The 24,964-nt window shown below is 54.7% G+C and carries 25 protein-coding genes and 1 tRNA gene; 6 read left to right on the forward strand and 20 right to left on the reverse strand.

Annotated elements, in window-relative coordinates:
- Positions 1-421 precede the first annotated feature (421 nt).
- Positions 422-1,542, forward strand: a protein-coding gene (locus tag DVA44_RS03310) for an IS3-like element ISSen4 family transposase (protein ID WP_087451024.1) whose coding sequence is annotated in 2 segments (ribosomal slippage) — positions 422-680 and positions 680-1,542 — 1,122 coding nt in all. Because the reading frame shifts where the segments join, the coding sequence is not laid out codon by codon here.
- A gap of 893 nt (positions 1,543-2,435) precedes the next feature.
- On the opposite strand, the gene DVA44_RS03315 is transcribed toward DVA44_RS03310, so the two are convergent.
- From DVA44_RS03315 to DVA44_RS03335, 5 genes are all read right to left on the reverse strand, one after another.
- A complete protein-coding gene (locus DVA44_RS03315; RefSeq protein WP_114385721.1) occupies positions 2,436-2,993 on the reverse strand; it encodes a hypothetical protein in 558 nt (185 codons plus the stop codon).
- A 27-nt stretch (positions 2,994-3,020) separates the two neighbouring features.
- Positions 3,021-4,136, reverse strand: a complete 1,116-nt coding sequence (locus DVA44_RS03320; RefSeq protein WP_114385722.1) for an inovirus-type Gp2 protein — start codon at positions 4,134-4,136, stop codon at positions 3,021-3,023.
- A 117-nt stretch (positions 4,137-4,253) separates the two neighbouring features.
- Positions 4,254-4,457 (reverse strand): AlpA family transcriptional regulator, encoded by a 204-nt coding sequence (locus DVA44_RS03325; RefSeq protein WP_077226360.1) that lies wholly within the window; start codon positions 4,455-4,457, stop codon positions 4,254-4,256.
- 135 nt (positions 4,458-4,592) lie between these two features.
- The gene (locus DVA44_RS03330) at positions 4,593-5,381 is read right to left on the reverse strand and encodes a hypothetical protein (RefSeq protein WP_114385723.1); all 789 of its coding nucleotides are present in this window, start codon (positions 5,379-5,381) and stop codon (positions 4,593-4,595) included.
- A 117-nt stretch (positions 5,382-5,498) separates the two neighbouring features.
- Positions 5,499-5,574 (reverse strand) — tRNA-Ile (locus tag DVA44_RS03335).
- Between the two features lie 125 nt (positions 5,575-5,699).
- Between DVA44_RS03335 and mug the strand changes: the two genes are divergently transcribed.
- Positions 5,700-6,206, forward strand: coding sequence for a G/U mismatch-specific DNA glycosylase (mug, locus tag DVA44_RS03340; RefSeq protein WP_114385724.1), 507 nt, complete (start codon positions 5,700-5,702; stop codon positions 6,204-6,206).
- A gap of 61 nt (positions 6,207-6,267) precedes the next feature.
- Here the strand turns inward: mug and rpoD are convergent, their stop codons facing one another.
- The 3 genes from rpoD to rpsU form a co-directional block, all read right to left on the reverse strand.
- Positions 6,268-8,109: an RNA polymerase sigma factor RpoD gene (gene rpoD, locus DVA44_RS03345; protein WP_139157075.1), complete on the reverse strand. Its 1,842-nt coding sequence runs from the start codon at positions 8,107-8,109 to the stop codon at positions 6,268-6,270.
- A 164-nt stretch (positions 8,110-8,273) separates the two neighbouring features.
- Complete coding sequence (dnaG, locus tag DVA44_RS03350; RefSeq protein ID WP_103177014.1) at positions 8,274-10,019, reverse strand: DNA primase; 1,746 nt, start codon at positions 10,017-10,019, stop codon at positions 8,274-8,276.
- A 116-nt stretch (positions 10,020-10,135) separates the two neighbouring features.
- On the reverse strand, positions 10,136-10,351 hold the full coding sequence (rpsU, locus tag DVA44_RS03355) for a 30S ribosomal protein S21 (protein ID WP_001144069.1): 216 nt from the start codon (positions 10,349-10,351) through the stop codon (positions 10,136-10,138).
- Between the two features lie 237 nt (positions 10,352-10,588).
- On the opposite strand from rpsU, the gene tsaD reads away from it, so the two are divergent.
- On the forward strand, positions 10,589-11,602 hold the full coding sequence (gene tsaD, locus DVA44_RS03360; RefSeq protein WP_114385725.1) for a tRNA (adenosine(37)-N6)-threonylcarbamoyltransferase complex transferase subunit TsaD: 1,014 nt from the start codon (positions 10,589-10,591) through the stop codon (positions 11,600-11,602).
- Positions 11,603-11,621: 19 nt separating this feature from the next.
- Here tsaD and DVA44_RS03365 read toward each other — a convergent pair whose 3' ends face one another.
- A complete protein-coding gene (locus DVA44_RS03365) occupies positions 11,622-12,299 on the reverse strand; it encodes a response regulator transcription factor (RefSeq protein ID WP_246842248.1) in 678 nt (225 codons plus the stop codon).
- 368 nt (positions 12,300-12,667) lie between these two features.
- Here DVA44_RS03365 and DVA44_RS03370 point away from each other — a divergent pair, with 368 nt between their 5' ends.
- Positions 12,668-14,743: a S8 family serine peptidase gene (locus tag DVA44_RS03370; RefSeq protein ID WP_114385726.1), complete on the forward strand. Its 2,076-nt coding sequence runs from the start codon at positions 12,668-12,670 to the stop codon at positions 14,741-14,743.
- 30 nt (positions 14,744-14,773) lie between these two features.
- On the opposite strand, the gene ureG is transcribed toward DVA44_RS03370, so the two are convergent.
- The 9 genes from ureG to plsY form a co-directional block, all read right to left on the reverse strand.
- Positions 14,774-15,391, reverse strand: coding sequence for an urease accessory protein UreG (ureG, locus tag DVA44_RS03375; protein WP_114385727.1), 618 nt, complete (start codon positions 15,389-15,391; stop codon positions 14,774-14,776).
- Positions 15,392-15,400: 9 nt separating this feature from the next.
- Positions 15,401-16,075 (reverse strand): urease accessory protein UreF, encoded by a 675-nt coding sequence (locus tag DVA44_RS03380; RefSeq protein ID WP_114385728.1) that lies wholly within the window; start codon positions 16,073-16,075, stop codon positions 15,401-15,403.
- Complete coding sequence (locus DVA44_RS03385) at positions 16,075-16,614, reverse strand: HupE/UreJ family protein (protein ID WP_114385729.1); 540 nt, start codon at positions 16,612-16,614, stop codon at positions 16,075-16,077. Before DVA44_RS03385 ends, DVA44_RS03380 begins: the two co-directional genes overlap by 1 nt.
- Before the next feature lie 9 nt (positions 16,615-16,623).
- Positions 16,624-17,088, reverse strand: coding sequence for an urease accessory protein UreE (gene ureE / locus DVA44_RS03390; RefSeq protein WP_114385730.1), 465 nt, complete (start codon positions 17,086-17,088; stop codon positions 16,624-16,626).
- Positions 17,089-17,097: 9 nt separating this feature from the next.
- Positions 17,098-18,801 carry an urease subunit alpha gene (gene ureC / locus DVA44_RS03395; RefSeq protein WP_114385731.1) on the reverse strand — a complete coding sequence of 568 codons (1,704 nt, stop codon included), beginning with the start codon at positions 18,799-18,801 and terminating at the stop codon, positions 17,098-17,100.
- Complete coding sequence (locus tag DVA44_RS03400; protein ID WP_114385732.1) at positions 18,794-19,108, reverse strand: urease subunit beta; 315 nt, start codon at positions 19,106-19,108, stop codon at positions 18,794-18,796. Before DVA44_RS03400 ends, ureC begins: the two co-directional genes overlap by 8 nt.
- A 9-nt stretch (positions 19,109-19,117) precedes the next feature.
- Entirely contained in the window at positions 19,118-19,420 is a 303-nt protein-coding gene (locus DVA44_RS03405) for an urease subunit gamma (protein WP_039031754.1), read from the reverse strand.
- Between the two features lie 10 nt (positions 19,421-19,430).
- A complete protein-coding gene (locus DVA44_RS03410) occupies positions 19,431-20,258 on the reverse strand; it encodes an urease accessory protein UreD (protein ID WP_114385733.1) in 828 nt (275 codons plus the stop codon).
- Positions 20,259-20,983: 725 nt separating this feature from the next.
- Positions 20,984-21,598, reverse strand: coding sequence for a glycerol-3-phosphate 1-O-acyltransferase PlsY (gene plsY / locus DVA44_RS03420; RefSeq protein ID WP_114316766.1), 615 nt, complete (start codon positions 21,596-21,598; stop codon positions 20,984-20,986).
- Positions 21,599-21,705: 107 nt separating this feature from the next.
- On the opposite strand from plsY, the gene folB reads away from it, so the two are divergent.
- Together folB and bacA are read left to right on the forward strand one after the other, a co-directional pair.
- Positions 21,706-22,074: a bifunctional dihydroneopterin aldolase/7,8-dihydroneopterin epimerase gene (gene folB, locus DVA44_RS03425; RefSeq protein WP_114385734.1), complete on the forward strand. Its 369-nt coding sequence runs from the start codon at positions 21,706-21,708 to the stop codon at positions 22,072-22,074.
- A gap of 103 nt (positions 22,075-22,177) precedes the next feature.
- On the forward strand, positions 22,178-22,996 hold the full coding sequence (gene bacA, locus DVA44_RS03430) for an undecaprenyl-diphosphate phosphatase (protein WP_114385735.1): 819 nt from the start codon (positions 22,178-22,180) through the stop codon (positions 22,994-22,996).
- Positions 22,997-23,006: 10 nt separating this feature from the next.
- Here bacA and DVA44_RS03435 read toward each other — a convergent pair whose 3' ends face one another.
- Both DVA44_RS03435 and DVA44_RS03440 read right to left on the reverse strand, forming a co-directional pair.
- A complete protein-coding gene (locus DVA44_RS03435) occupies positions 23,007-24,248 on the reverse strand; it encodes a multifunctional CCA addition/repair protein (protein WP_114385736.1) in 1,242 nt (413 codons plus the stop codon).
- A 58-nt stretch (positions 24,249-24,306) separates the two neighbouring features.
- Positions 24,307-24,927, reverse strand: coding sequence for a TIGR04211 family SH3 domain-containing protein (locus DVA44_RS03440; RefSeq protein WP_103822885.1), 621 nt, complete (start codon positions 24,925-24,927; stop codon positions 24,307-24,309).
- Between the last annotated feature and the right edge of the window lie 37 nt (positions 24,928-24,964).

Genomic DNA, 24,964 nt, shown 5'->3' on the forward strand with positions numbered 1-24,964 from the left:
ATCATTACCAACTTCTGTCAGGGTGCGGCTTTGAACGATGATAGCCTTCTGGGGATAGGTGATCAGAGGTATCAGCGCATGCAAAGTTGAAGTGATCCGATGAACTTGATCATTTCAGGTGATCACTTCTTAGATTTTCTCCAGATACCAGCCCCATGGTTTGTTTTGAGCACCCACCTGACATGAGACAAACTGCCAGCCCACCAGATAGAGGTCATTGTTTAAACGCCGAAATACCATTCTGTGGTTTGAACTGGCCATTCCCAGGCAATCTGTTAACTGTTGACTAGTTACACCGGGGTAAGTGGCCACAGCCCAAATATAGATGTGATGGGGATGCTAGGACATTTTGACCTGCTCCCCGTTGATTAGTACACCCCGATGTTAGTAATGTCTTCATAAGCCACATGAGGACATCCCCATGAAGAAGCGTTTTTCCGACGAACAGATCATCAGTATTCTCCGCGAAGCCGAAGCTGGGGTACCCGCCCGTGAACTCTGCCGCAAGCATGCCATTTCCGATGCCACGTTTTACACCTGGCGTAAGAAGTATGGCGGTATGGAGGTGCCTGAAGTTAAGCGCCTGAAGTCGCTTGAGGAAGAGAACGCCAGACTCAAGAAGCTGCTTGCCGAAGCCATGCTGGATAAAGAGGCGCTTCAGGTGGCTCTTGGGCGAAAGTACTGACGACAGACCAGAAGCGGGAAGCCGTGATGTTGATGTGTGATGCGACCGGTCTGTCGCAACGTCGTGCCTGCAGGCTTACAGGTTTATCCCTGTCGACCTGCCGCTATGAGGCTCACCGTCCGGCTGCTGATGCGCATTTATCAGGGCGCATCACTGAGCTGGCACTGGAGCGCAGGCGTTTTGGCTACCGTCGTATTTGGCAGTTGCTGCGCCGTGAAGGGCTTCATGTTAATCATAAGCGCGTGTACCGGCTTTATCACCTCAGTGGCCTGGGCGTAAAACGCAGAAGACGTCGTAAAGGGCTGGCAACAGAACGTCTGCCGCTGCTCCGTCCGGCGGCGCCCAATCTGACCTGGTCGATGGATTTCGTCATGGACGCACTTTCCACCGGTCGCAGGATCAAGTGTCTTACCTGCGTCGATGATTTCACAAAGGAATGCCTGACGGTCACTGTTGCCTTTGGGATTTCAGGCGTTCAGGTCACGCGTATTCTGGACAGCATTGCACTGTTTCGAGGCTATCCGGCGACGATAAGAACTGACCAGGGGCCGGAGTTCACTTGCCGTGCACTGGATCAATGGGCCTTTGAGCATGGTGTTGAGTTGCGCTTAATCCAGCCGGGCAAGCCAACGCAGAACGGATTTATTGAGAGCTTTAACGGACGATTTCGCGATGAATGTTTGAATGAGCACTGGTTCAGCGATATCGTTCATGCCAGGAAAATTATTAATGACTGGCGGCAGGATTATAACGAATGCCGCCCGCACTCCACGCTGAATTATCAGACACCGTCTGAATTTGCAGCGGGCTGGAGAAAGGGTCATTCTGAGAATGAAGATTCCGACGTTACTAACTGAGTGTTGTATCTAATCGTGGGGGCAGGTCAATTTTCCTTACCAGTTGTGCCACGCTATCAATAGGTCCCAAATTTTCAATGTCAATTCTTCTGGAAAAGTTATCTATAAACCACCAACCGCGTTGCCCGTTTTGTCGATTGTTCTTCACTTTAGTTTTGTGGTCGGCAAAAATAGAGGGGAATACCAATGGCTTAACAATAATTTTTCCTCTATGGCGCGCCACTCATCTTGCCTGTTCTGCTCTACGTTCATTTATCCGGTCCCCAGGTTTATAGGTCGTTAGCGGGAAAACTTTCAATTATCTTCCGATAACTTTGCTATCAACTGTAATTTAGCCTTTATGAGGCTTAGTTTGCTTATCTTAGCCACTGAGCATTCATCACTAAAATCAAGGAATTTGCATGTTTTGGGCGCGTCGGCTCATATCAAATTTTACTGCTGGTGTAATTTACTCTTAGTTGTTTTCCCTGTGGATGAAAACCAATGGTTTTCGATTTCGGCGCTAACGGCGCTGTGAGGGTGTAAGCGTTCCCCGCATCTGCGGGGATGAACCGGTGGCAAGCCTGGGCTGTGTGGCTTGCTTTATGTGTTCCCCGCATCTGCGGGGATGAACCGATGTTGCTGCCGTCGAGCATGGTGCGGATACCGGGTTCCATTGTCTGCTGAATAATGGTTATTTTTTCCTGCGGTGCACGGCGGCGACGCCGTTCAGCTCCTGATAAAACTTCAACCATCTTATTATTCTGACTGGTGTTAAACATAGGTCCAAGACTACCTCTTATTTTCAGAGAGGCGAAGTGTCTGGTGATTTATAGGGCCACCCTAATCAGACGTATCAGAACAGGCAAAGCGGATGAGATCAGATATACCTGATCTCATCCGCTGATCACGCCTCAAATTTTCTCCAGATACCAGCCCCATGGTTTGTTTTGAGCACCCATCTGACATGAAACAAATTGCCAGCCAACGAGATAGAGGTCATTGTTCAAACGTCGAAATACCATTCTGTGGTTTGAGCTGGTCATTCCGAGGTGATCTGCTAATTGTTGGCTGGTTACGCCGGGATAGAGTGCTAAAGCAAAAATATATGAGTGGTGGGGATGCCATGACATTTTTGTCAATAAATGCGCCACGGTATCAAGCGATCCCAAATCTTTAATATAAATTCTTCTGGAAAACCTATCGATATTCCACCGACCGCGTTGACCGTTTCGCCGATTTTTCTTCACCATAGTGTTTGGATTATCGTAAAAAGAAGGAAATAACAACGGCTTAACAACAAAGTCTCTTTTTAGTGCTAATTGTTTTTTAAGCTTTTTTCGGCGTTCTAAATATTTACATCTCCACCATTCATCCTCTGTAATACGTCGATATGCTTTGTTTCCATATATACGGCGTATGTTTTTTTCGATAAGACCCCAGTCATATTCATTATTATTCTCAGTATCCATTTACCCCTCCTGATTTTTAGTGATTTGCTACAGCCAAGCTTTCAATAACCATGGGTTGATTAAATTCGTTGGGTAATTACATAGGTAACGACTTGCAGTCCCTGGATTAAGGTAATACCAGTGACAATATTGCGTAACGCTAATATTGCAAGGCCAGTATTCACGATAGTAGCGCTCAAAGTGACGCAGCCAATGTGGACTAGTGCTTGAATTAATGGTGCTGGACGGTGTGATTAACGGACTGATTTTCTTAAACGCATGCAGTCGCCGTAGTGCTCTTAAAAGAGCTTTACTACGAAATGATTTTTTATCCACCAGCATCGTTACATATGCGAGCAGGGCCTCTGGCGTTTCGTTTTCAATTTGACTGAATTGAGCCCTGTTTTCCTTTTCAGCAAAAAGAGAATCCAGCTTACCGGGCAAAGGGCAATGTTCCTGTGCAGGCACAGAAGAAGCAGGATTAATCTGTAATTGAGCTGGTTTAATGCGCCTGGCTTTTTTCAGGCATGAGTAGTGTTGAGTTCCGGAAAGGCCAATATTGTCAGCGACATGCGTTTTTGAGTAGCGCTTGGCAAAGTAGCTAACCCTTAGAAGCAATGCCGTTAAAGCTTCGGTATCGTCCCGGTTAACCAGATAGTATCCATGCTTAGGTAGCCAGACCCTACCGCCAGTAGCGTGTTTCCAATAGCACTTCACCAGTTGGTTAATTTTGTGAGGATGGCGGACAGCGTTGCCATCCATCATCAGAAGATAATGGTAATGCTGAGCGGGGGCCTTATTCTGCTCTCTTACCCAAAATACCCGCATGAAACTTTTGGGATAGATCTTCCTGAGGGCGGGAATCAGCAGCTGATGAAACTCCGTAATAACATTATTGTCAGGGCTATACTGAGGCAGGTGAAAGTCATAGCGTACTGCCAGAAAACGAGAGCAGCTGCGGTAAGTTTTATCAACGGTCCGGAACAGTGAATTCATGATTTTAGTATTCTGCTGGCTCTCTTCAGGCATGACTGGCCAGAGGACATTGTCATAGAGAAACTCCCCACCAGGTCTGATGTCAGGATAAGCAGAGCTCCGGGTAATATTATTAATTACCGGGTTCTGAGGAATAGGATCTCTGCTAGGAGTTTTATTATTTATCATGGAGTTACATTAAGGCTCGATTCGCTGCACCGTTCTGAATTGATGCGCTTATTGTTTCAACTGGTTGCATCAACAGGCAAAAGAAAGGCTGGAAACTCCAGCCCTTTGACACAATGCTCATTTATCGTTCTGTGCAAGCCAGTTTTCATACAAACTAGCGGGCCAGCCGAGCGTTTTACCGCTCCGCATCAGTGGCTTAGGAAAATATCCAGACTTTACCCAACGATAGAGGGTGGTACGGCTGCAATCGAGAAGTTCAAGCATTGCATTGATGCGAATCAGGCGCTGAGGTTGGTGTAGGGCAATAACTCTGTCAGACATGGATGATTTGTTTTTCAAACTGCTAACTCCCAATGAAGTGTATTGAAATCATCAGGAGTTAATCAGATTAAGATTGAGTTTACTTCCGCACCTTCTGAAAGGTCATCGAGGATCTTACGCAACTCTTTCTTTATCCTAATTTTTTCTTTTTTGTTTTTTCATTGCCCTAAGGCTTTCAAGGTCTTGAATCTGGCGTGCAAATAGATTCAGTGCAAAACCGAGCTGTTCAGCTGCTTCTTTGCGGGACATAGGTAATGTCTCTGTGGAAGGCCAAAACTTTTTAGCTTGTTTTTCGATCTCATCAAGAAGGTCTGTAATCGTTGGGACAATAATTTTTTTGCCGTCTTTTTGATTTTGACCAATAATCGCCAGAGCTGCGATCAGTAACTCTTCTCGCTTGATAGCATAGTTTTCCCCTTTCAGCGGAGGAGGGTTTTGAATCTCACGTTCTGCCAGTCTTTGGCTATATTTTTCTTTATCATTCGTTTTATCTTCAGCCACATTCATAAGTTCGAAATCAAGGAGTGGCGCTATCTCGTTACGTAAGAAGCCATGCGTATGAAGTGATTCATTTGACAGAGACTCATTGATCCCTGACAGAAGCAGGGTAGGAGTGATGGCAACATAATTCGCCAACTCTGGAGATGTCAGTTTTCCTTTTTTGTAATCCAATTCGAGACATTGACCAAAGTTTATCACCTCTGTATCTACGATTGTGTCCTTGTTAATTATAAAGAATTTTATATCAAATTTACCGGACAGAAGTGTCAGGAGGGCTGAAGAAAGATCTGCATATGTGGCGAGTGTGTAGTGATGTTTGGCCGAGCGCAAAATATTATACAGACTGACGCAGTCTTTTGGTCCCGGCTTGTTACGCTGAATTTGCTGCTGAACCTTTTTACCCAGTATTTCTGAAAAATCCATACAGCCTTCTATTCTCGATAGGAAGTGACGGTGAAGTAACGTCACCCATTACGTCACCTGTATTTCACCCAAACAAAAAGGACTTAGCCAGTTTCCTGTCTAAGTCCTTGATAAATTTGGTGGCCCCTGCTGGACTTGAACCAGCGACCAAGCGATTATGAGTCGCCTGCTCTAACCACTGAGCTAAGGGGCCGTGGCGGAGGATTATAAAGTAACTGCTCGCTGCAATCCAGCCATACGTACCTGCCTGCTGTTTTTATAAACAACGCATTTTCAATCTTTTATACTTAAAGCCTGAATCAATAAGCAGGAGTAATAATGATCAGCGATATCCTGGCGCCAGGCCTGCGGGTGGTGTTCTGCGGCATCAATCCGGGCAAGTCTTCCGCCCATACTGGTTTTCACTTTGCGCATCCCAGTAATCGCTTCTGGAAAGTGATTTACCAGGCCGGGTTTACCGATAAGTTACTCAAGCCGGAAGAGGAGCAACAGCTGCTGGATACCCGCTGCGGCATCACCATGCTGGTGGAGCGGCCCACGGTGCAGGCGAGCGAGGTAAACCTGCATGAGTTGCGCAGCGGCGGGCGCGAGTTAGTTAAGAAGATTGAGGACTATCAGCCCGCGGCGCTGGCGGTCCTCGGCAAGCAGGCGTATGAGCAAGCCTTTAGCCAGCGTGGAGTGCAGTGGGGAAAGCAGAAGATCACCATCGGCGTAACGCAGGTGTGGGTCCTGCCCAATCCGAGCGGTTTAAACCGGGCAACGCTTGAGAAGCTGGTGGAGGCGTACCGGGAGCTGGACGAGGCGCTGGTGGTGCGGGGGCTTTAGGCTCTGAAGCGTCAGCCATAAAAAAAGCTCCCCGTAGGGAGCTTTTTTACATCAGGACGAATTAGTCGTCCAGGAAGCTACGCAGCACTTCAGAGCGGCTCGGGTGGCGCAGTTTACGCAGCGCCTTCGCTTCGATCTGACGGATACGTTCGCGGGTAACGTCGAACTGTTTACCCACCTCTTCCAGCGTGTGGTCGGTGTTCATATCGATACCGAAACGCATACGCAGAACTTTCGCTTCACGGGCAGTCAGGCCAGCCAGTACGTCGTGGGTGGCGGCACGCAGGCTCTCGGTGGTGGCAGAGTCCAGCGGCAGCTCGAGGGTGGTATCCTCGATGAAATCACCCAGATGCGAATCTTCATCATCACCGATTGGCGTTTCCATGGAGATTGGCTCTTTAGCGATTTTCAGCACCTTACGGATCTTGTCTTCCGGCATCAGCATGCGCTCGGCCAGCTCTTCTGGCGTCGGCTCGCGACCCATCTCCTGCAACATCTGGCGGGAGATACGGTTGAGCTTGTTGATGGTCTCAATCATATGCACCGGAATACGGATGGTGCGCGCCTGATCCGCGATAGAGCGGGTGATAGCCTGACGGATCCACCAGGTTGCGTAGGTGGAGAACTTGTAACCACGACGGTATTCGAACTTATCAACCGCTTTCATCAGACCGATGTTGCCTTCCTGAATCAGATCCAGGAACTGCAGACCGCGGTTGGTGTACTTCTTGGCGATAGAGATAACCAGACGCAAGTTCGCTTCGACCATCTCTTTCTTCGCACGGCGGGCTTTCGCTTCACCGATGGACATACGACGGTTGATGTCTTTTACCTGCTCGATGGTCAGGCCGGTCTCTTCTTCAATCTGCTGCAGCTTCTGCAGGCCACGATGTACTTCTTCAGCCACGTCGCGCAGTTTTTCAGACCACGGCTTGTTCATCGCGATAGCAGCGTTGAACCAGGTCTCGCTGGTTTCGTTACCGGTGAACAGGGTGATGAAGTTCTTCTTCGGCATTTTGCACTGTTCAACGCACACCTTCATGATGATGCGTTCCTGGGTACGTACGCGATCCATCATCACGCGCATGCTGTTTACCAGGTAATCGAACTGTTTTGGCACCAGACGGAACTGTTTGAACACTTCAGAGAGCTTCAGGATCTCTTCCTGAGCGGCTGCGTGGCTGCGGCCTTTCGCTTTGATCGTGTCGCGGGTAACGACATACTGCGCGCGCAGTTCAGCGAACTTCTCGCGAGCCAGTTCAGGGTCGATGCTGTTGTCGTCATCGCTGCTGTCGTCATCGCCATCGTCTTCGTCTTCGTCATCATCCATCTCTTCCTGAGAGAGTTCAGAACCGACGTGCGTCGCCGTTGGGGCCATGTCTTCTTCTGCGTTCGGATCGACAAAACCGGTGATCAGATCGGACAGGCGGGCTTCTTCTGCCTCAACGCGATCGTACTGCTCCAGCAGATAGGTGATCGCTTCCGGGTATTCGGCAACGGAACACTGAACCTGGTTGATCCCGTCTTCGATACGTTTAGCGATGTCAATTTCGCCTTCGCGGGTCAACAGTTCAACGGTACCCATTTCGCGCATGTACATGCGAACCGGGTCAGTGGTGCGGCCGATTTCAGATTCAACGCTCGACAGAACCTGTGCAGCAGCTTCCTCTGCATCTTCGTCGGTGTTGTTTGAGTTTTCAGCAAGTAACAGATCATCGGCATCAGGGGCTTCTTCCATCACCTGAATACCCATGTCGTTGATCATTTGGATGATGTCTTCGATCTGATCGGAGTCGACGATATCTTCCGGCAGATGGTCATTGACCTCGGCATAGGTCAGATAGCCTTGCTCCTTACCACGTTGGACAAGAAGTTTCAGCTGTGACTGCGGGTTTTGCTCCATAAGACGGTATCCACACTTATTCGTTTGATTGGTGTCGGCGATACGGCTGCCAACCTTTAAAGCGAGGGCGTACTTGTATTTTTGCCGCTGCCTCTCAGTGCGGCTGTCGGGATCTACCCGATCGATATTCGGCACTTAAGCCGTTAAATACTTTTGTCTTTCTGTTATTTCTTTGCCAGCTCCTGGCTAATCATCCAGAGCTCCCGGCGTTCTTCGCTGCTTAAACCGTGTGTGCGCTCGCGAGCAATCAACTCTTCCTGGCGCAGTTCAAGCATCGAATCAAACATATGGTTGAGCGAGTCGGTGAAGGTCTCTTCAGCAATCTCTTTATCTGCTATATCGTCCCACATCGACAGTTTTTCAAGGGTTGCGGACGCTTTTGTTCCGCGATAGTGCTCTAAAAGTTGTCCGGTGGTCAGACCTGGCTGTGACAAACAAGTGTTGACCAGTTCTGCAAATAAGCCAAGTCCGGGCAGCTTTTCGTGGTCTAAACCCGCCAGAGAAGGCACGCGTGGGGCCAGCTCCGGGTTTTGCACCAACAGTCCTATCAGTATACGCATGGTTGTGCGTTTTAGCTGAGGCGCGGGGCGAACCGCTCCGCTTTCAGCCAGTTTTGGCATTAAACGTTCAAGCTGGCTGTCATCCAGAATGCCAAGTTTCTTACCCAGTTCCTGGCGCAGATAGATGCGCAACGTTTCGCCCGGCACCTGAGTAATCAGCGGTAACGCCAGCGTGCTCAGCTGGGCGCGGCCATCCGGGGTGCTCAAATCCACCTGCGGCATCAGGCTGTTAAACAGAAACGTGGAGAGCGGCTGAGCCTGCTCCATCCGCGCCTCGAATGCCGCTTTGCCCTCTTTACGCACCAGCGTATCCGGGTCTTCGCCGTCGGGCAGGAACATAAAGCGCAACTGGCGCCCGTCGGTCATATAAGGCAGCGCCGTCTCCAGCGCGCGCCAGGCGGCTTCGCGTCCGGCCCGGTCACCGTCGTAACAGCAGACGACCGTGTTGGTCACCCGAAACAGCAGCTGGATATGGTCGGCAGTGGTAGAGGTACCCAACGACGCCACGGCATAGTTAATGTCGAACTGCGCCAGCGCCACCACATCCATATAGCCTTCGACCACCAGCAGCCGCTGCGGTTCAGCGTTATTCTGCTGGGCTTCATACAGGCCATACAGCTGGCGGCCCTTATGGAAAATATCGGTTTCCGGGGAGTTGAGGTATTTCGGCAGGGCATCGCCCAGCACGCGGCCACCAAAACCAATTACCCGGCCACGCTTGTCGCGAATGGGAAACATCACCCGCTCGCGGAAGCGGTCATAGCTACGTCCCTGGTCGTTGGTGACCAGCATGCCCGCGTCGATGAGTGATTTACGATCTTCGCTATTGCCGCCAAAACGCTTTAACACGTTATCCCAGCCGGGAGGGGCGTAACCAATAGCGAAACGCGCAATGACATCGTCGCTCAGTCCGCGCTTGTTCAGATACTGACGCGCAGGCTCAGCAGCAGGTTGCTTGAGAGACTGTTGGTAAAACGAATTCAGGCCATCCATCAGCTGATACAGCGTTTGTCGTTGATGACGCTCTATCTGGCTGGGGCCACTGCCTGCTTCATAAGGCACTTCAAGATTGTGCATGGCAGCCAGCTCTTCGACGGTTTCAACGAACTCGAGCTTGTCGTAGTTCATCAAAAAGTCGACGGCGTTGCCGTGCGCGCCACAGCCGAAGCAGTGGTAGAACTGCTTTTCACCGTTTACGGTGAAAGAGGGGGTTTTTTCGTTATGGAATGGACAGCACGCGTGATAGTTCTTGCCCTGCTTCTTCAGCTTTACCCGCGCGTCGATGAGATCGACAATGTCGGTTCTTGCCAGCAGATCGTTGATAAATACGCGTGGAATTCGTCCAGCCATAGGCCCCAGAAATTTTTAGGAACTCATAAACGAAAACAAGCCGCGCATTCCTTCCGGAAGCACGGCCTTACGACTACTACTCTGTCTGACAACTGAGGACGTGCGTCCTCAATAGATTAGTACAGACGAGTACGGCGTGCGTTTTCGCGAGCCAGTTTCTTCGCGTGACGTTTCACAGCAGAAGCTTTAGCGCGCTTACGTTCGGTCGTTGGTTTTTCATAGAACTCACGACGACGAACTTCAGCCAGAACACCTGCTTTCTCGCATGAACGCTTGAAGCGACGCAGTGCTACGTCGAACGGCTCGTTTTCACGTACTTTAATTACCGGCATGTAACTCTCACCTTTATAAATTCGGTTTGCCGCTGGCATCAACGCCAGCTTATTTCAAAATGGTGCGGAATTTTACTGCAATTGCTGCTGCTTTGTAAAGCACCGCGGCCGTTTTTGAAAGGGGACTTTTATAAGGGTGAGGAGTATACACGAAGTGAACTCCAGGGGTGAGGAAAGTTTTACATCAACCCGCCCAGGCTCTACACTGCGCGGTATCTGAGTGAGGTAAAACAAGTCATGCGTGTACTGGGTATTGAAACATCCTGCGATGAAACCGGCATCGCGATCTACGACGATGAAAAAGGGCTCGTCGCCAACCAATTGTATAGTCAGGTAAAATTGCATGCCAACTACGGTGGCGTCGTGCCGGAACTGGCCTCCCGCGACCATGTGCGTAAAACGGTGCCCCTGATCCAGGCGGCGCTGAAAGAGGCTGGCTTTACGGCAAAAGATATTGACGCTGTGGCCTACACGGCGGGTCCAGGCCTGGTGGGTGCGCTGCTGGTCGGCGCCACTGTCGGGCGTTCGCTGGCGTTCGCGTGGGATGTACCGGCTATCCCGGTTCACCATATGGAAGGGCATCTGCTGGCGCCGATGCTGGAAGAGAATCCCCCTGAATTTCCGTTTGTGGCGCTGCTGGTTTCCGGCGGTCACACGCAATTGATCAGCGTCACCGGTATTGGCCAGTACGAACTGCTGGGCGAGTCCATTGACGATGCGGCGGGTGAAGCGTTCGACAAAACCGCCAAGCTGCTGGGGCTCGATTACCCTGGCGGCCCGATGCTGTCGAAAATGGCCTCGCAGGGTACCGAAGGGCGCTTTGTCTTCCCGCGCCCGATGACCGACCGTCCGGGTCTGGATTTCAGCTTCTCCGGCCTGAAGACCTTTGCCGCCAATACCATCCGGAATAATGACGACGACGAGCAGACACGCGCCGACATCGCCCGCGCCTTTGAAGATGCGGTGGTGGATACCTTAATGATCAAGTGCAAACGCGCGCTGGATCAGACCGGCTTTAAGCGCCTGGTGATGGCGGGCGGCGTCAGCGCCAACCGCACGCTGCGCGCAAAGCTCGCGGAGATGATGCAAAAACGCCGCGGTGAAGTGTTCTATGCCCGCCCGGAATTTTGTACCGATAACGGGGCGATGATCGCCTATGCCGGTATGGTGCGTCTGAAAGCGAACGCCACGGCGGATCTGAGCGTCTCCGTGCGCCCGCGCTGGCCACTGGCCGAACTGCCCGCCGCCTGATCGCTCCCCGGCCCGGATGTCAGAGGGTAATATCGAACATCCGGGTACGGGCCAGCAGACAATAGAGCTGACAGTCATTTTTTACCCCCAGCTTCTCCATCGCCCGGATCTTATGTGCGCTCACGGTCTTAATGCTCAGGTGCATTCGCCGCGACACATCCGTCAGGTTTCCACTTTTACAGAGTAAACGCAGTACATCCATCTCTCTGGGAGAGAGCGCCTCTGAGGGCAGTTTTTCCGCCGGAAACAGCGTTTTCATTAATGCCGGTTCGACATAAACTTCGTCGTTCAACACGCCGGTAAGTGCATCGCGGAAGGTCTTTTCGCTCATATTGTGACTCACGTACCCCTTTACCCCCGTCTCGATCGCCAGCCGGATCAGTTGGGGATTTTTGTAGCGGGTAAGCAGGATCACTTTTATCGTGGGATAGCGCTGGCTCAGACCTTTTACCAGCGCCAGCCCTTCCATGCGACTCAAGGGATCGGCGCTTTGCGTGCCGCTCAGGGTATAGCCCAGCAACAAAATATCAGGGAGCTGCTGCGCCAGCTGTTTCAGCAGTTCGGATGTGGTCTGCGTTTCATCGGCCAGCGTAAACGCCATACCGTCGCTGGCGCTGTTCATGTCGTTGAGCATCGCGCGAACCCCCCGGCGAATCAGGGGATGTTCATCGGCGAGCGTTATTTTTACTTGCATCATACTCCTCCAGCATTGCACGCTGAAGCGATGACGCCAGCGTATAAGGTAGTCAATTTTACCGCGGCGTAAATATTAGTAATTATGCTTTGAAAGATATTTTTAATATTAAAAATGCCTTGCGCTGGCGTTTCTGCTATTCTTTTTGCCGTTATTTCCGCGCTTTTAAACTCCTTCGTAGATTAATTTGGATATTTTTATCCGCCGTAATGATTGACATATCCCATATAATTTATTTTTCCCCGGGATGTATCCGTAAGGGAACTTTCTTATTTATCCAAAGAGCGCTCTTATTGGCAGGCCGATGATTTTCTTTCATTGTGAATAAAGGAATTTCACATTAATAAATGTCATTAAGGAACGTTGGCAAAATGAAAAAAAGTATGCTCTCTCTCTTGATCGGCGCTGCGGTCACTTGCTCTGCTTATGCTGGAACAGCACCCCAGGTCGAATTTGCCCATGATGGCGAGTCCTATATCGCGGTTGTGGTTAAAATGAAGGCCAGTAAACCCTTACTGAAGTCTACCAGTCAGGCAACGACCACATCGACCTCGAGTAAGTTAACGTTAAGCGATCCATCTCTGGTTCCTGTCAACGTATTCCGCCCGAACAACTTGCGTAGCACCCAGTCTGATGAATTTGCACAACTCAACGCGCGCTACGGTTTTGACCGTTATTTACGTATCGCATTACCTGAAGAAAAAAGTAAGGATAAAAAATACATAAATAATATTATCGCTGAGCTGGAGCATAATCAGAACATTGAAATTGTCTATCCAGAAAGTGTCCCTACCACTCTGGATAAATATCACGGTGAGGCGCTGCAAAGTAAACCGTTGCTGAAATCGACCGTGCAAAGCACCGTTGGCGCATCGACAGTACCTGATTTTCGTCACCTCCAGTACTATACAAAATCGCCTACAGACAAACGTTCAGGATATTATATGGGCGGCGTCAACCGTGACAGCGTAAATAAATATCCGGGTAATGACGGCGAAGGCGTGACCATTATTTCCATGGAAAACGACATCTGGAACGTCAACCATATAAACCTGCCGAAACCAGAGTTAATTAAGGGTAGCAACAAATATTACGACGATCATGATACAGCTTCTGTGGGTATCATGGCGGCAAAAGATATTGGTGGTGGTGTGCGCGGGCTCAGCTGGAAAAGCCGCGTGGGCTTTAACGACTGGCAGTACAACAACCTCTATAACATGATCCCGTTGCTGAAAGCAGGGGATGTCGTACAGATTGGGATGCAGACCGGCGGCGGCGAAATCACGGGATGTACTAAAGACTGTTACGTGCCGCAGGAAAATGCCAGCAGTTACTACGATGTTATCAAGGCGCTGACGGATAAAGGCGTATACGTTATTGAAGCGGCTGGTAACGGCAACGTTAACCTCGATCACAGTGCTTTTAATGGAAAATTTGATGTTAACGTTCGCGATTCTGGCGCCATTATCGCCGGTGCACTCTGCGCTAAAGATGGAAAAAAAGCCTCATTTAGTACCTATGGTTCGCGTGTAACCAGCTCCGCATGGGGATGCTGGGATGTGGTAACGACTGGCTATGGCGCTCTGTATAATGTGGCAAACGCCCAGTATACGGACTCCTTCTCCGGCACCTCTTCTGCTAACCCGATTATTGCGGGGGTAGTGGCAAGCCTGTCAGGCATTGCAAAAGCGCATGGTATTACCGTTACGCCGGTGCAAATGCGCCAGATTTTGCAGGAAACTGGTACACCGCTGGCAAATGGTGATTCGGCAAAAGTGGGTACTCAACCTGATATGGAACGTGCAGTAGCGCGCATTCTGGCGCTGAAGGACGGCGGCAGCGCTACCCTTCCAGCTCCTACCGCTGCTGCAGGCGCGGATTACACGATGGTTTCACCCGTCTCTGGTGTAAAAACCTATCCGCTGGATGGCAGCAAGAGCCTGAATGCGAAATCGTATAACTGGAGCGTGACCAAAGGGGCTGGAACCTTCTTTGTGCAGCAGAACCTGAATGGCACCCTGAGCAGCAGCGTTAACAGCGCCCATGCCTATGCGGTGATCCCGGCGAATACCGAGGGTGATGCGGTCTTTACGCTGACCACAACCGGCGCCGATGGCCGCACGGCGCAGGACAGCATGACCATCAAGGTCAGCAAACCGGCGGTTCCGGCACAGGATGAAACTCCGGCTCAGGACACCACGCCTGCGCAAGACGACACTCCGGCCCAGGACACCACGCCTGCGCAAGATGACACTCCGGCTCAAGAGACCGTGCCGGCCTACAACCCAAAAATTGCCTATCCGGTGAAGTGCACGAAGGTGTCTCACAACGGTAAGATTTGGTTTAACCAGTGGTATGTCAACCCGGGCCAGGAAGAGCCGGGCAAGGGCTTCAGTACCTGGGGCGCCTGGCGCGAGCAGGGATCCAAGTACAACACCTGTAAATGATTGGCAAGCCTGGCGAAAGCCAGGCTTTTTTTATACCTTCAGCATGCCTTTCTCTTCCAGGAAGCGAATAATTGTCGCCAGCCCGTCACCCGCTTTCAGGTTGGTAAAGGTCCACGCACGCTCGCCGCGCATGCGGTTGGTGTCGCGCTCCATCACCTCCAGCGAGGCTCCCACGTAAGGGGCGAGATCGGTTTTATTGATCACCAGAAAATCGGATTTAGTGATCCCCGGCCCGCCTTTGCGCGGGATCTTCTCCCCTTCCGCCACGTCGATCACGTAGATCGTCAGATCCGCCAGCTCCGGGCTGAAGGTGGCGCTCAGGTTGTCGCCGCCGCTCTCGACAAAGATCAGATCCAGGTTGCCGAACTTCTCGCTCAGGGCTTCTACCGCCGCCAGGTTCATTGAGGCATCTTCACGAATGGCGGTGTGCGGACAGCCGCCGGTCTCCACCCCCACAATGCGCTCCGGCTCCAGGGCGCCCGCCTCGGTGAGGATGCGCTGATCCTCTTTGGTGTAGATATCGTTCGTCACCACCGCGAGGTGATAGGTGTCGCGCATCGCTTTACACAGCGCTTCCAGCAGGGCGGTTTTACCCGACCCCACCGGGCCGCCAACGCCCACACGCAGGGGGTGTTTGTACTCAGACATAGAGACTCCTCAGGAACGGAATAATCGTGAATATTGGGTTTCGTGACGCGCCGAGGCGATGGCGGAGAGCGGCGTGGCCGCCCCCAGCTGATCGTCCCGGCAGAGGAGCGCCTGCTCCAGCCCGTCGGTAAAGCGATCGCAGAGTTCGATGATCAACAGCTGGGCCGCCTGCTGCCCAAAGGGCACCAGCTTGACGCCCGCCATTACCGCGCTTTCGATCCAGCTGTAGCCAAGGCTCAGCGCCATCTCGCGGAGATCGATCCCCCAGTGCACACCGAGCCACGCCATACCGCATAGCTGGCTTTGCGGGAACAGCGCCAGCCAGTCGGGCGGGCAGTCCGCCTCCCAGCTTTTGATCAGCCGGGTGAAGGCCGCCCCGCGGTTGCGCTCCTCCTCCCGCAGCTCGCGGGTCTCCCGGCAGGCCAGCAGGTACGCCGTCCAGTGCGCGGCGCTCGCCAGATCCTGCTGTTCGCAGGCGCGGTAGAGGCGGGAAAAGAGCGGCAGATCGACGCAGAAAAAGCTCTGCTCCATCTGCTGACACTGCCAGGCTTTGAATGCTGCCGGGGTAGTGACCCAGCCCGCTTCCACCGCCCACTCCAGCCCCTGCGACCAGGTAAACGACCCCACTGGCAGGCTGCTGCTGGCGAGCTGCATCAGGCGCAACCACTGGCGGGACGGCTCCATCAGCTCATCAGCGCCAGCAGGGCAGAGGCGATAAGCCCGCCACCGAGGGTTTTACGCAGCCCGTCGTGACGGCGCAGCAGCAGGCCTGCCGCAAAGCTTGCGCACAGCACCGCGGCGCTGGCGAGCATAAAGCCGCTGGTAAACAGCCAGAAGCTGTGACCTGCCATCTCCACCCCGTGCGCCCAGCCGTGGAACATCGCCAGCGCCGGCACGGCCAGCAGCAGGCGGTTTTCGGTTTTGAACATCATCACGCCACACACCGCCAGCGAGGCGATGATCAGCATCTCCATGCCGCTAAAGCCCCCCAGCAGGCTGCCCGCAATCGCGCCGGTGAGCATCATGCCGAGAGTGGCAAAGGGCATCAGCAGCCTGCGGCCGCTCAGGGCGGCGAGCACGCCTGCGCCGGTCAACATCAGCAGATGATCAAGCCCGGTCAGGGGATGGAAAAAGCCCGCCTGAAAACTGTCGCTGCCGTGTCCCGGATGGGCCAGCGCGGGCAGGGAGAAGGCCAGCAGAAGCAGGGGTAACAACTTACGCATGATTGATCCTTAATGTGAATGAGCGTGAGAGTGGGAATGCGAATGCCCTTCGCTGGCGTAAGCGCCCGCTTCCGGTTCAAAGGGCAGAGTGGCGAAAGTGACGTCCAGGCCCAACAGGTGGAGCATTTCATCCAGCACGTGATCGTGGTGATAGCGCAATTCGCCGGGCATGACCTGCAGCGGGACGTGACGGTTGCCCAGGTGATAGCAGGCGCGCGCCAGCAGGAACGGATCGGCGCAGCGCACCACCGACAGCGGCTCGGGTGCGGCAATAACTTCCACCACTTCACGCCCATCGTCACTGGCAAGCAGGTCGCCGCCGCGCAGCAGCAGGCCGCGGGGCAGGATCAGCCCGGCATCGCGACCGTCGTCCAGCACCACGCGGGCGCGGCTCTTTACCCGCACATCAATGGGCAGCGTGACGTGTGCGGTAACGGGATGGGGATGATCAAGGCGTTGGGTTAAGGTGATCATGAGTCCTCCTCAGAACAGGAAATAGCGTTGCGCCATCGGCAGAACCTCTGCCGGTGCGCTGGTAATCAGTTCCCCATCAATGCGCACCTCATAGGTTTGCGCATCGACGGTAATGTTCGGCTGCAGGCCGTTGTGGATCATGTCGGCCTTTTTCACCGTCCGGCAGCCTGCGACCACCGCGGTGGCGCTCTGCAGGTTCAGCTGCTGCGCGATGCCGTTATCGGCGGCGGCCTGCGAGAGAAACGTCAGGCGGGTGGCGTGGCGGGCGGCGCCCAGCGCGCCAAACATGGGCCGGTAGTGCACCGGCTGCGGGGTGGGGATCGAGGCGTTAATGTCCCCCATCGGCGCGCAGGCGATCATCCCGCCTTTGACGATGGTCGCTGGCTTCACGCCAAAGAAGGCGGGGGACCAGACCACCAGATCCGCCAGTTTCCCCGCCTCAACCGACCCGACCTCATGGGCGATGCCGTGGGTCAGCGCCGGGTTGATGGTGTACTTGGCGATATAGCGTTTTACGCGCAGGTTATCGTTATCGCCCGACTCCTCCGCCAGCGGGCCGCGCTGCACCTTCATGCGGTGCGCCACCTGCCAGGTGCGGATGATCACTTCTCCCACCCGGCCCATCGCCTGCGAATCGGACGAGGTGAGCGAGAAGGCGCCCAGGTCGTGCAGCACGTCTTCGGCGGCGATGGTCTCCCGGCGAATGCGTGATTCAGCAAAGGCCACATCCTCGGCGATATCCGGGTCGAGATGGTGGCAGACCATCAGCATGTCCAGATGTTCGTCGATAGTGTTGACCGTATAGGGCAGGGTCGGGTTGGTAGAGGAGGGCAGAATGTTAGGGTGTGCGCAGGCGGTGATAATATCCGGCGCATGGCCGCCGCCCGCCCCTTCGGTGTGGAAGGTGTGGATGGTGCGCCCGGCGATGGCCGCCAGGGTGTCCTCGACAAACCCGCCTTCGTTAAGGGTGTCGCTGTGCAGCGCCACCTGGATATCCATCTCGTCCGCCACCGTCAGGGCGCAGTCGATCGCCGCAGGGGTGGAACCCCAGTCCTCATGAATTTTCAGGCCAATCGCACCCGCGGCAACCTGCTCGCGCAGGGCATCCGGGTTGGAGCCGTTGCCTTTACCCAGCAGGCCAATGTTGACCGGCAGCGTATCGACCGCCTGCAACATGCGGGCGATATACCACGGCCCCGGCGTGCAGGTGGTGGCGTTGGTGCCTGCGGCAGGGCCGGTGCCGCCGCCAATCATGGTGGTGACGCCGGAGACCAGCGCCTCTTCCGCCTGCTGCGGGCAGATCCAGTGAATATGGGTATCGACCCCGCCTGCGGTGACGATCTTCCCTTCGGCGGCGATCACCTCGGTGGCGGCGCCAATGGGGATCGTTACGCCGGGCTGAATGTCCGGATTACCCGCTTTGCCGATGGCGAAGATCCTGCCATCCTTCACGCCGATATCGGCTTTGACGATCCCCCAGTGATCGACGATCAGCGCGTTGGTCAGCACCAGATCCACGCAGTCCTGCGCCGTCATCTGCCCCTGACCCATGCCGTCGCGGATCACTTTTCCGCCGCCGAATTTGACCTCTTCACCGTAGATGGTCAGATCGTTTTCCACCTCGATCCACAGTTCGGTATCGGCGAGACGGACTTTATCCCCGGTGGTGGGGCCGAACATGTCGGCATACGCCTGACGTGAAATCTCAGCCATGATCCACCTCGCCCATCACCTCGCCACGAAAGCCGACAATACGCTGCGCGCCTGCCACCTGTACCAGCGTGACGGCGCGCTTCTGCCCCGGTTCAAAGCGCACGGCGGTGCCAGCGGCGATGTTCAGCCGGTAGCCTCGGGTCGCCTCACGATCGAACCTGAGCGCCGGGTTCACCTCAAAAAAGTGGTAGTGCGATCCGACCTGGATCGGGCGGTCGCCGTGGTTCTCGACGATCACCGTCCGGGTATCGCGATCCGCGTTAATGACGATCTGGCCGGGTTGTATCTGGTATTCGCCTGGGATCATGTTGCCCCCTTACAGGATCGGATTGTGAACGGTGACGAGCTTGGAGCCGTCCGGGAAGGTGGCCTCCACCTGAATATCCGGGATCATCTCCGGCACGCCCTCCATCACCTGCGCGCGGGTCAGGACATGGCGGCCCGCTTCCATTAATTCCGCCACCGTCTGCCCGTCCCGCGCCCCTTCCATAATGAAGGCGCTGATCAGAGCCACCGATTCGGGGTAATTGAGCTTCACGCCACGGGCGAGACGACGCTCGGCGACCAGCGCGGCGGTAAACAGCAACAGCTTGTCTTTTTCTCTGGGGGTCAGTTCCATCGTGCTTCTCTCAGGTGTGCCAGATTCGGGGCGAGCAGGGGGCTTTGGCGGTAAGCTGCGGACGCAGGCGCTGCCAGATCTCACGCATCGCCTGCTGGCAAATCAGGTTGTCATGGGCCAGAAAACGGACCGACAGCAGGCCGTCGGTGAGGGTCGCGCCAGCGAAATGCTCCAGCGGTGCCAGGGCTTCGCGGGCCTCTTCCAGCTGCGTTTCGCTCGCCGGGTAAAACAGCAGGGTGCCGATCCACGGATGTTCCGCCACGAGGGTCAGATCGCCGTCGGCCAGGTGCTGGCGCTCGATCAGCAGCGGCTCACCCTCAAGCCAGACTTCGAGACGGCTCTCAATACGGCCGTGGCTGAAGGGCTCATTAATCACCGGGCGGCCCAGGCAAAACAGCTCCCAGGCCAGCAGGGTGCTGCTGCGCTGCAAATGGAACACCGAGCGCAGGGCAGCCTGTGCGCCGGGGAAGAAAAGGGTGTCCTGCGGCAGCCACTCCAGAATGGCGTTCTCGTCCAGCGTGAAGTGCTGATCCAGTCGCGCCAGCGCGCCGTTGCTGCGATAGAACTTACTGGCGCCGGGCATGGTGATCAGCGCGTGGCTATGGGCCGCAAGATGAACGGTAATCGCCAGCTCATCCCCGCCGACAATTCCGCCAGGGGGATGCAGCAGATAGAGGTGGCAGGTTTCACCTTCGGGATAAAAGGGGCGCTGTACGGTGAGCGGCCCGACGTGGCGGGCAGAGTGGAGGAGGGTTTTTTCAGGCGAGTGGGAAAAGTGCAGGGCAAGGGATGCCTGCCAGCCTTTTACTGTTTTTTCATGCGCCTGAGTTGCTGACATGCTTTATCCATCTGCTCGCCGTCGGGTTTTTTTAGTATGCCCTGGCGGAAATGAAGGCTGTCATATGAGTCGCTTATGGATGGGGGCTGTTACCAGCGGGGATGAAGTATTTTGGGGCAGCGGTGGAAGGGTTCCGTTCACTATGGCTTTTCTGCTTTATGGGTATCCCGCTGCGGTGAACGTGCAAAGGGGGCTGCCGCCGCCCCCTTTGCAATCCCGGCTCCCCCGCAATGAAATCGGTGCTTCGCACTACGCTCACCTTACGACCTGCTGCCTGCGGTCGGCTCAACTCGACATCCTGTCTCGATTCGCCTCTGGCCGCCATCCCTGGCGTCCAGCCCTTGTCATCCGGTCTCCGGTTCGCCGATTTCAGCGGGGACTCAACACCCGTGCCACATTCAGGCGGCTGAGGAGGTTGAGGAGTTACCTGGTCCGGCTGAAAATCGCCGAAGCGTTGACCGCAGGCCGGGGCGAGGCGCAGGGATGCGCCGAGAGGGCGTGACCTACATGGATGTAGGATCACGCCCGACCCGAAAGCCGAAGGGAATAAGCTGAGGGGACCGCGAAGCGGCGATTTTCTTTGCCGGGAGCCGGGATTGTTAAGGGGGCGGCGATAGCCCCCTTAACACGTTCACCGCAGAGAAGCAGTCAGAAAGCAGAGGACCAGGAGTGAACGGAACGATTCCACTCAAGCTATATAAAAACCTTACCAGGCGAGAATAACCCTACCGCGTCTCTTTCTTCTTCCGCTTCAACCGCGCCCAGATCTTCGTCTCCTGATGCCGCCATAACCGCTGAATATTGTCATGGTGACGCAACAGGATCAGACAAGAGAGCATCGACACCGGAAAAGTAAACTGCGGCTTAAACCACCAGACATAAAACGGTGCAATCAGCGCGCTCACAATGGCGCCAAGCGAAGAGTACCCGCTCAGCAACACGCTGAGCAGCCAGGTGCCGGCCATCACGCCGGTCAGATCCCAGCCAATGGGGGCGATGGCGCCAAACGCGGTGGCGACGCCTTTTCCGCCTTTAAAACCAAAGAAAACCGGCCAGATATGGCCCAGACAGGCGGCAATGGCAATCAGCCCCAGCCAGAACGGCGTGACGCCCAGTGCATACGCGCCCCAGACGGGAAGCATTCCTTTCAGAACGTCAAAAATCAGAACCGCTACGGCTGCTCCTTTGCCGCCAATTCGTAGTACATTGGTCGCTCCCGGATTCCCGGAGCCGCTCTCGCGTGGGTCAGGCAACCCGGCGATACGGCAGACCAGAATGGCGCTGGAAATTGAGCCGCAAAGGTAGGCAAGGAGGATCATTCCAGGCGCGATTGCACTCATAACGCTGTTCCGTTTTGAAAATGTCGTTTTGTACTTAGCATCTGTGGATAATACGCATAATTCGCCGGGAGTGGTATCCGGTTTAGCCAAAAACCAGGCAGGTCGTGATGGATATAGTATTTATAGAGCAACTTTCGGTAATCACCACTATCGGGGTGTATGACTGGGAGCAGACCATCGAGCAGAAACTCGTGTTCGATATCGAAATGGGCTGGGATAACGTTGCCGCGGCAAAAAGCGACGATGTGAACGACTGTCTGAGCTATGCCGACGTGAGTGAAGCGGTCATCAGTCACGTGGAAGGCCAGCGTTTTGCGCTGGTGGAGCGTGTGGCGGAAGAAGTCGCGGAGCTGCTGCTCAGCCGCTTCAACTCCCCATGGGTGCGGATCAAAGTCAGCAAGCCGGGGGCGGTTGCGCGGGCAGCCAATGTCGGGGTCATTATCGAACGTAGCCAAAATCTGAAAGGAAACATTTAAAGGTATAATAGTTAAACCAATTCCTGTTAAATCAGTCTTACAGCTGTTCCTTTTACGGTTACCCCCTGGGTAGCCCTTTTTTCTGTCTTTTAGGGGTTAATTGATGAGCGATATGCACTCCCTGCTGGTGGCAGCAATACTGGGTGTGGTCGAAGGATTGACAGAGTTTTTGCCGGTTTCCAGTACAGGCCATATGATCATTGTCGGCCATCTGCTGGGGTTCGAGGGCGAAACGGCGAAAACCTTTGAAGTAGTGATCCAGTTAGGATCCATTCTGGCGGTGGTGGTGATGTTCTGGCGTCGCCTGTTCGGCCTGATTGGCATCCACTTTGGTCATCCGCCGCATGAAGGTGCTGGTAAAGGGCGTTTAACGCTGCTGCACATCCTGCTCGGCATGATTCCGGCGGTGGTGCTGGGTCTTGTGCTCCACGACACTATCAAGTCGCTGTTTAACCCGATTAACGTCATGTATGCCCTGGTGGTTGGCGGTATCCTGTTAATTGCCGCCGAGCTGCTGAAGCCGAAAGAGCCTCGCGCGCCGGGTCTGGACGACATGACCTACCGTCAGGCGTTTATGATTGGCTGCTTCCAGTGTCTGGCGCTGTGGCCGGGCTTCTCTCGCTCCGGGGCGACGATTTCAGGCGGGATGCTGATGGGCGTGAGCCGCTATGCGGCCTCTGAGTTCTCATTCCTGCTGGCAGTGCCGATGATGATGGGCGCCACGGTGCTCGATCTCTACAAGAGCTATCACTTCCTGACCGTGGGCGACATCCCGATGTTTGCCGTGGGCTTTGTCACCGCCTTTATCGTGGCGCTGATCGCCATCAAAACCTTCCTGCAGCTGATCAAGCGCATCTCGTTTATCCCGTTCGCCATCTATCGCTTTATCGTGGCGGCCGCGGTATACGTGGTCTTCTTCTGATTGCCCGCCCTCAGTCTTTCGGCTGAGGGCAATGCTGTTCCTTCCAGGCTGCGACTGCCCGGATCCGTCGTTTTGTTAACTCTTCCCGAATCTCGGGTCCTTTAAATCCAGCCTCAACCACCGCTTTTGTCGGCACCGCTTTCGCAACGATCCAGGCTTCACGCAGCAACCGCCCCTGCGGATAATCGTTGGCTTCAAACCCGGCGCGCCCGCGCACGTCGGCTTCGCTGGTTAAGGCGATCTGCTCCACGCGCTGCGGCTTGCGCCAGGCGTCAATGCTGTCGAACAGCTTCACAATAGTGGCCGGTTTGAGGATCGGGAAGGTGTGGATCAGGTCGTGGAACTCGGCGACCAGCTTCGCCAGATCGCGGATCTCGTTAGGGACCCGCATCCGCTGGCAGACCCGTTCAACCAGCCGCACGCCCGCCGGGCCGTGACCGTGGTGGCGCGGCCAGAGTTCAGGCGGCGTTAAGCCCTTGCCGAGGTCATGACAGAGCGTGGCAAAGCGCACGTCCACCTCCGGGCTCAGCATCGCCGCCATGCTCAGGGTCATCAGGGTATGGACGCCGGTATCAATTTCCGGGTGCCACTTCGCCGGAGCCGGCACGCCAAACAGGACGTCCACTTCCGGGAACAGCACCTTCAGCGCCCCGCAGTCGCGCAGCACCTGGAAGTAAACCTGCGGATTACGCGTGGTGAGCGCATTCTCGGTCTCTTTCCACACGCGCTCGGGGGTAAGGTGTTCCAGCTCGCCCGCCCTGGTCATGGCGCTCATCAGCGCCATCGTTTCATCGGCGATGCGAAAGCTCAGGTGGGCATAGCGGGCAGCAAAGCGCGCCACGCGCAGCACGCGGAGCGGATCTTCAGAGAAGGCGGGGGAAACATGGCGCAGGATGCGGTTTTGCAGATCCGACTGGCCGCCATAGGCATCAACGATGTGGCCGTGTTCATCCTTGGCGAGGGCGTTGATGGTCAGATCGCGGCGCTGCAAATCCTCTTCAAGGGTGACGTCCGGTGCGGCATGGCAGGTGAAGCCGGTGTAACTGACACCGGATTTGCGCTCGGTACGCGCCAGGGCGTACTCCTGGCGGCTTTGCGGATGCAGAAAGACAGGAAAATCGCGGCCTACCTGCTGGTAGCCCGCATCGAGCATCTCCTGAGGTGTGGCGCCTACCACCACCCAGTCTTTATCTTTGACCGGCAGACCTAACAACGCATCACGAACCGCACCACCGACCAGATAAATCTTCACGCCTCACTCTCCCGTATCAAAAATGGCAATAATACGTAAGTGTGGCAGAGATAGCGATTTAGTTCATCCAACGGTCTTTACGCTTACGGCTCGGCACCAGATGCGGCAGTACCAGACCCAGCAGCAGACCCATACCCAGCACGCCGCCGCCATACATAAACCACTGCATAATGATGGTGCGCTGTTTGTCATCCAGCTGCAGGTTGGCCGCGCTCACCTTTTTCTGGGCGACGATCAGCTCGTTTTTCAGCTTCTGGTTTTCGTCTTTAAGACCGTTGATCACCCCGTCGCTCTGGGCCACTTTCTGCTGCATTTCAGCCGTGCGCTGGTTCCAGGTGGCATCGATATTGGTCAGTTTGTCGGTCAGGGTTTTGACCTGGTTTTCCAGATCCGGCACGCGGGTGCGCAGGCTTGGGCTGGTGCTAAGCTCTTTTAACGGGATCCAGGCGATACGGCCGCTGCTGTCGCGCACCTGGCCATAGCTGGCGTCTGCGTTGCTCTGTAACAGCGCCACTTCCTCGCCGGCATTAATCGTACCCACGAGGCGATAATTGTCACCCGGTCCACTACGTACCCAGGTATTCAGTTCGTCAGAAACGTAGCGTTTCTCTTCAGCGTGAACCGCTGTTGCGGCGCTAAAAGCAAGTAATGTCAGTCCGATTAGGCGTAATTTAAGCATCAGGCAGTCGTTATTTTCATAAAAAGTGGAACGATAG

The organism is Leclercia sp. W17 (genome assembly GCF_003336325.1).
In the GTDB taxonomy this organism is placed as follows: domain Bacteria; phylum Pseudomonadota; class Gammaproteobacteria; order Enterobacterales; family Enterobacteriaceae; genus Enterobacter.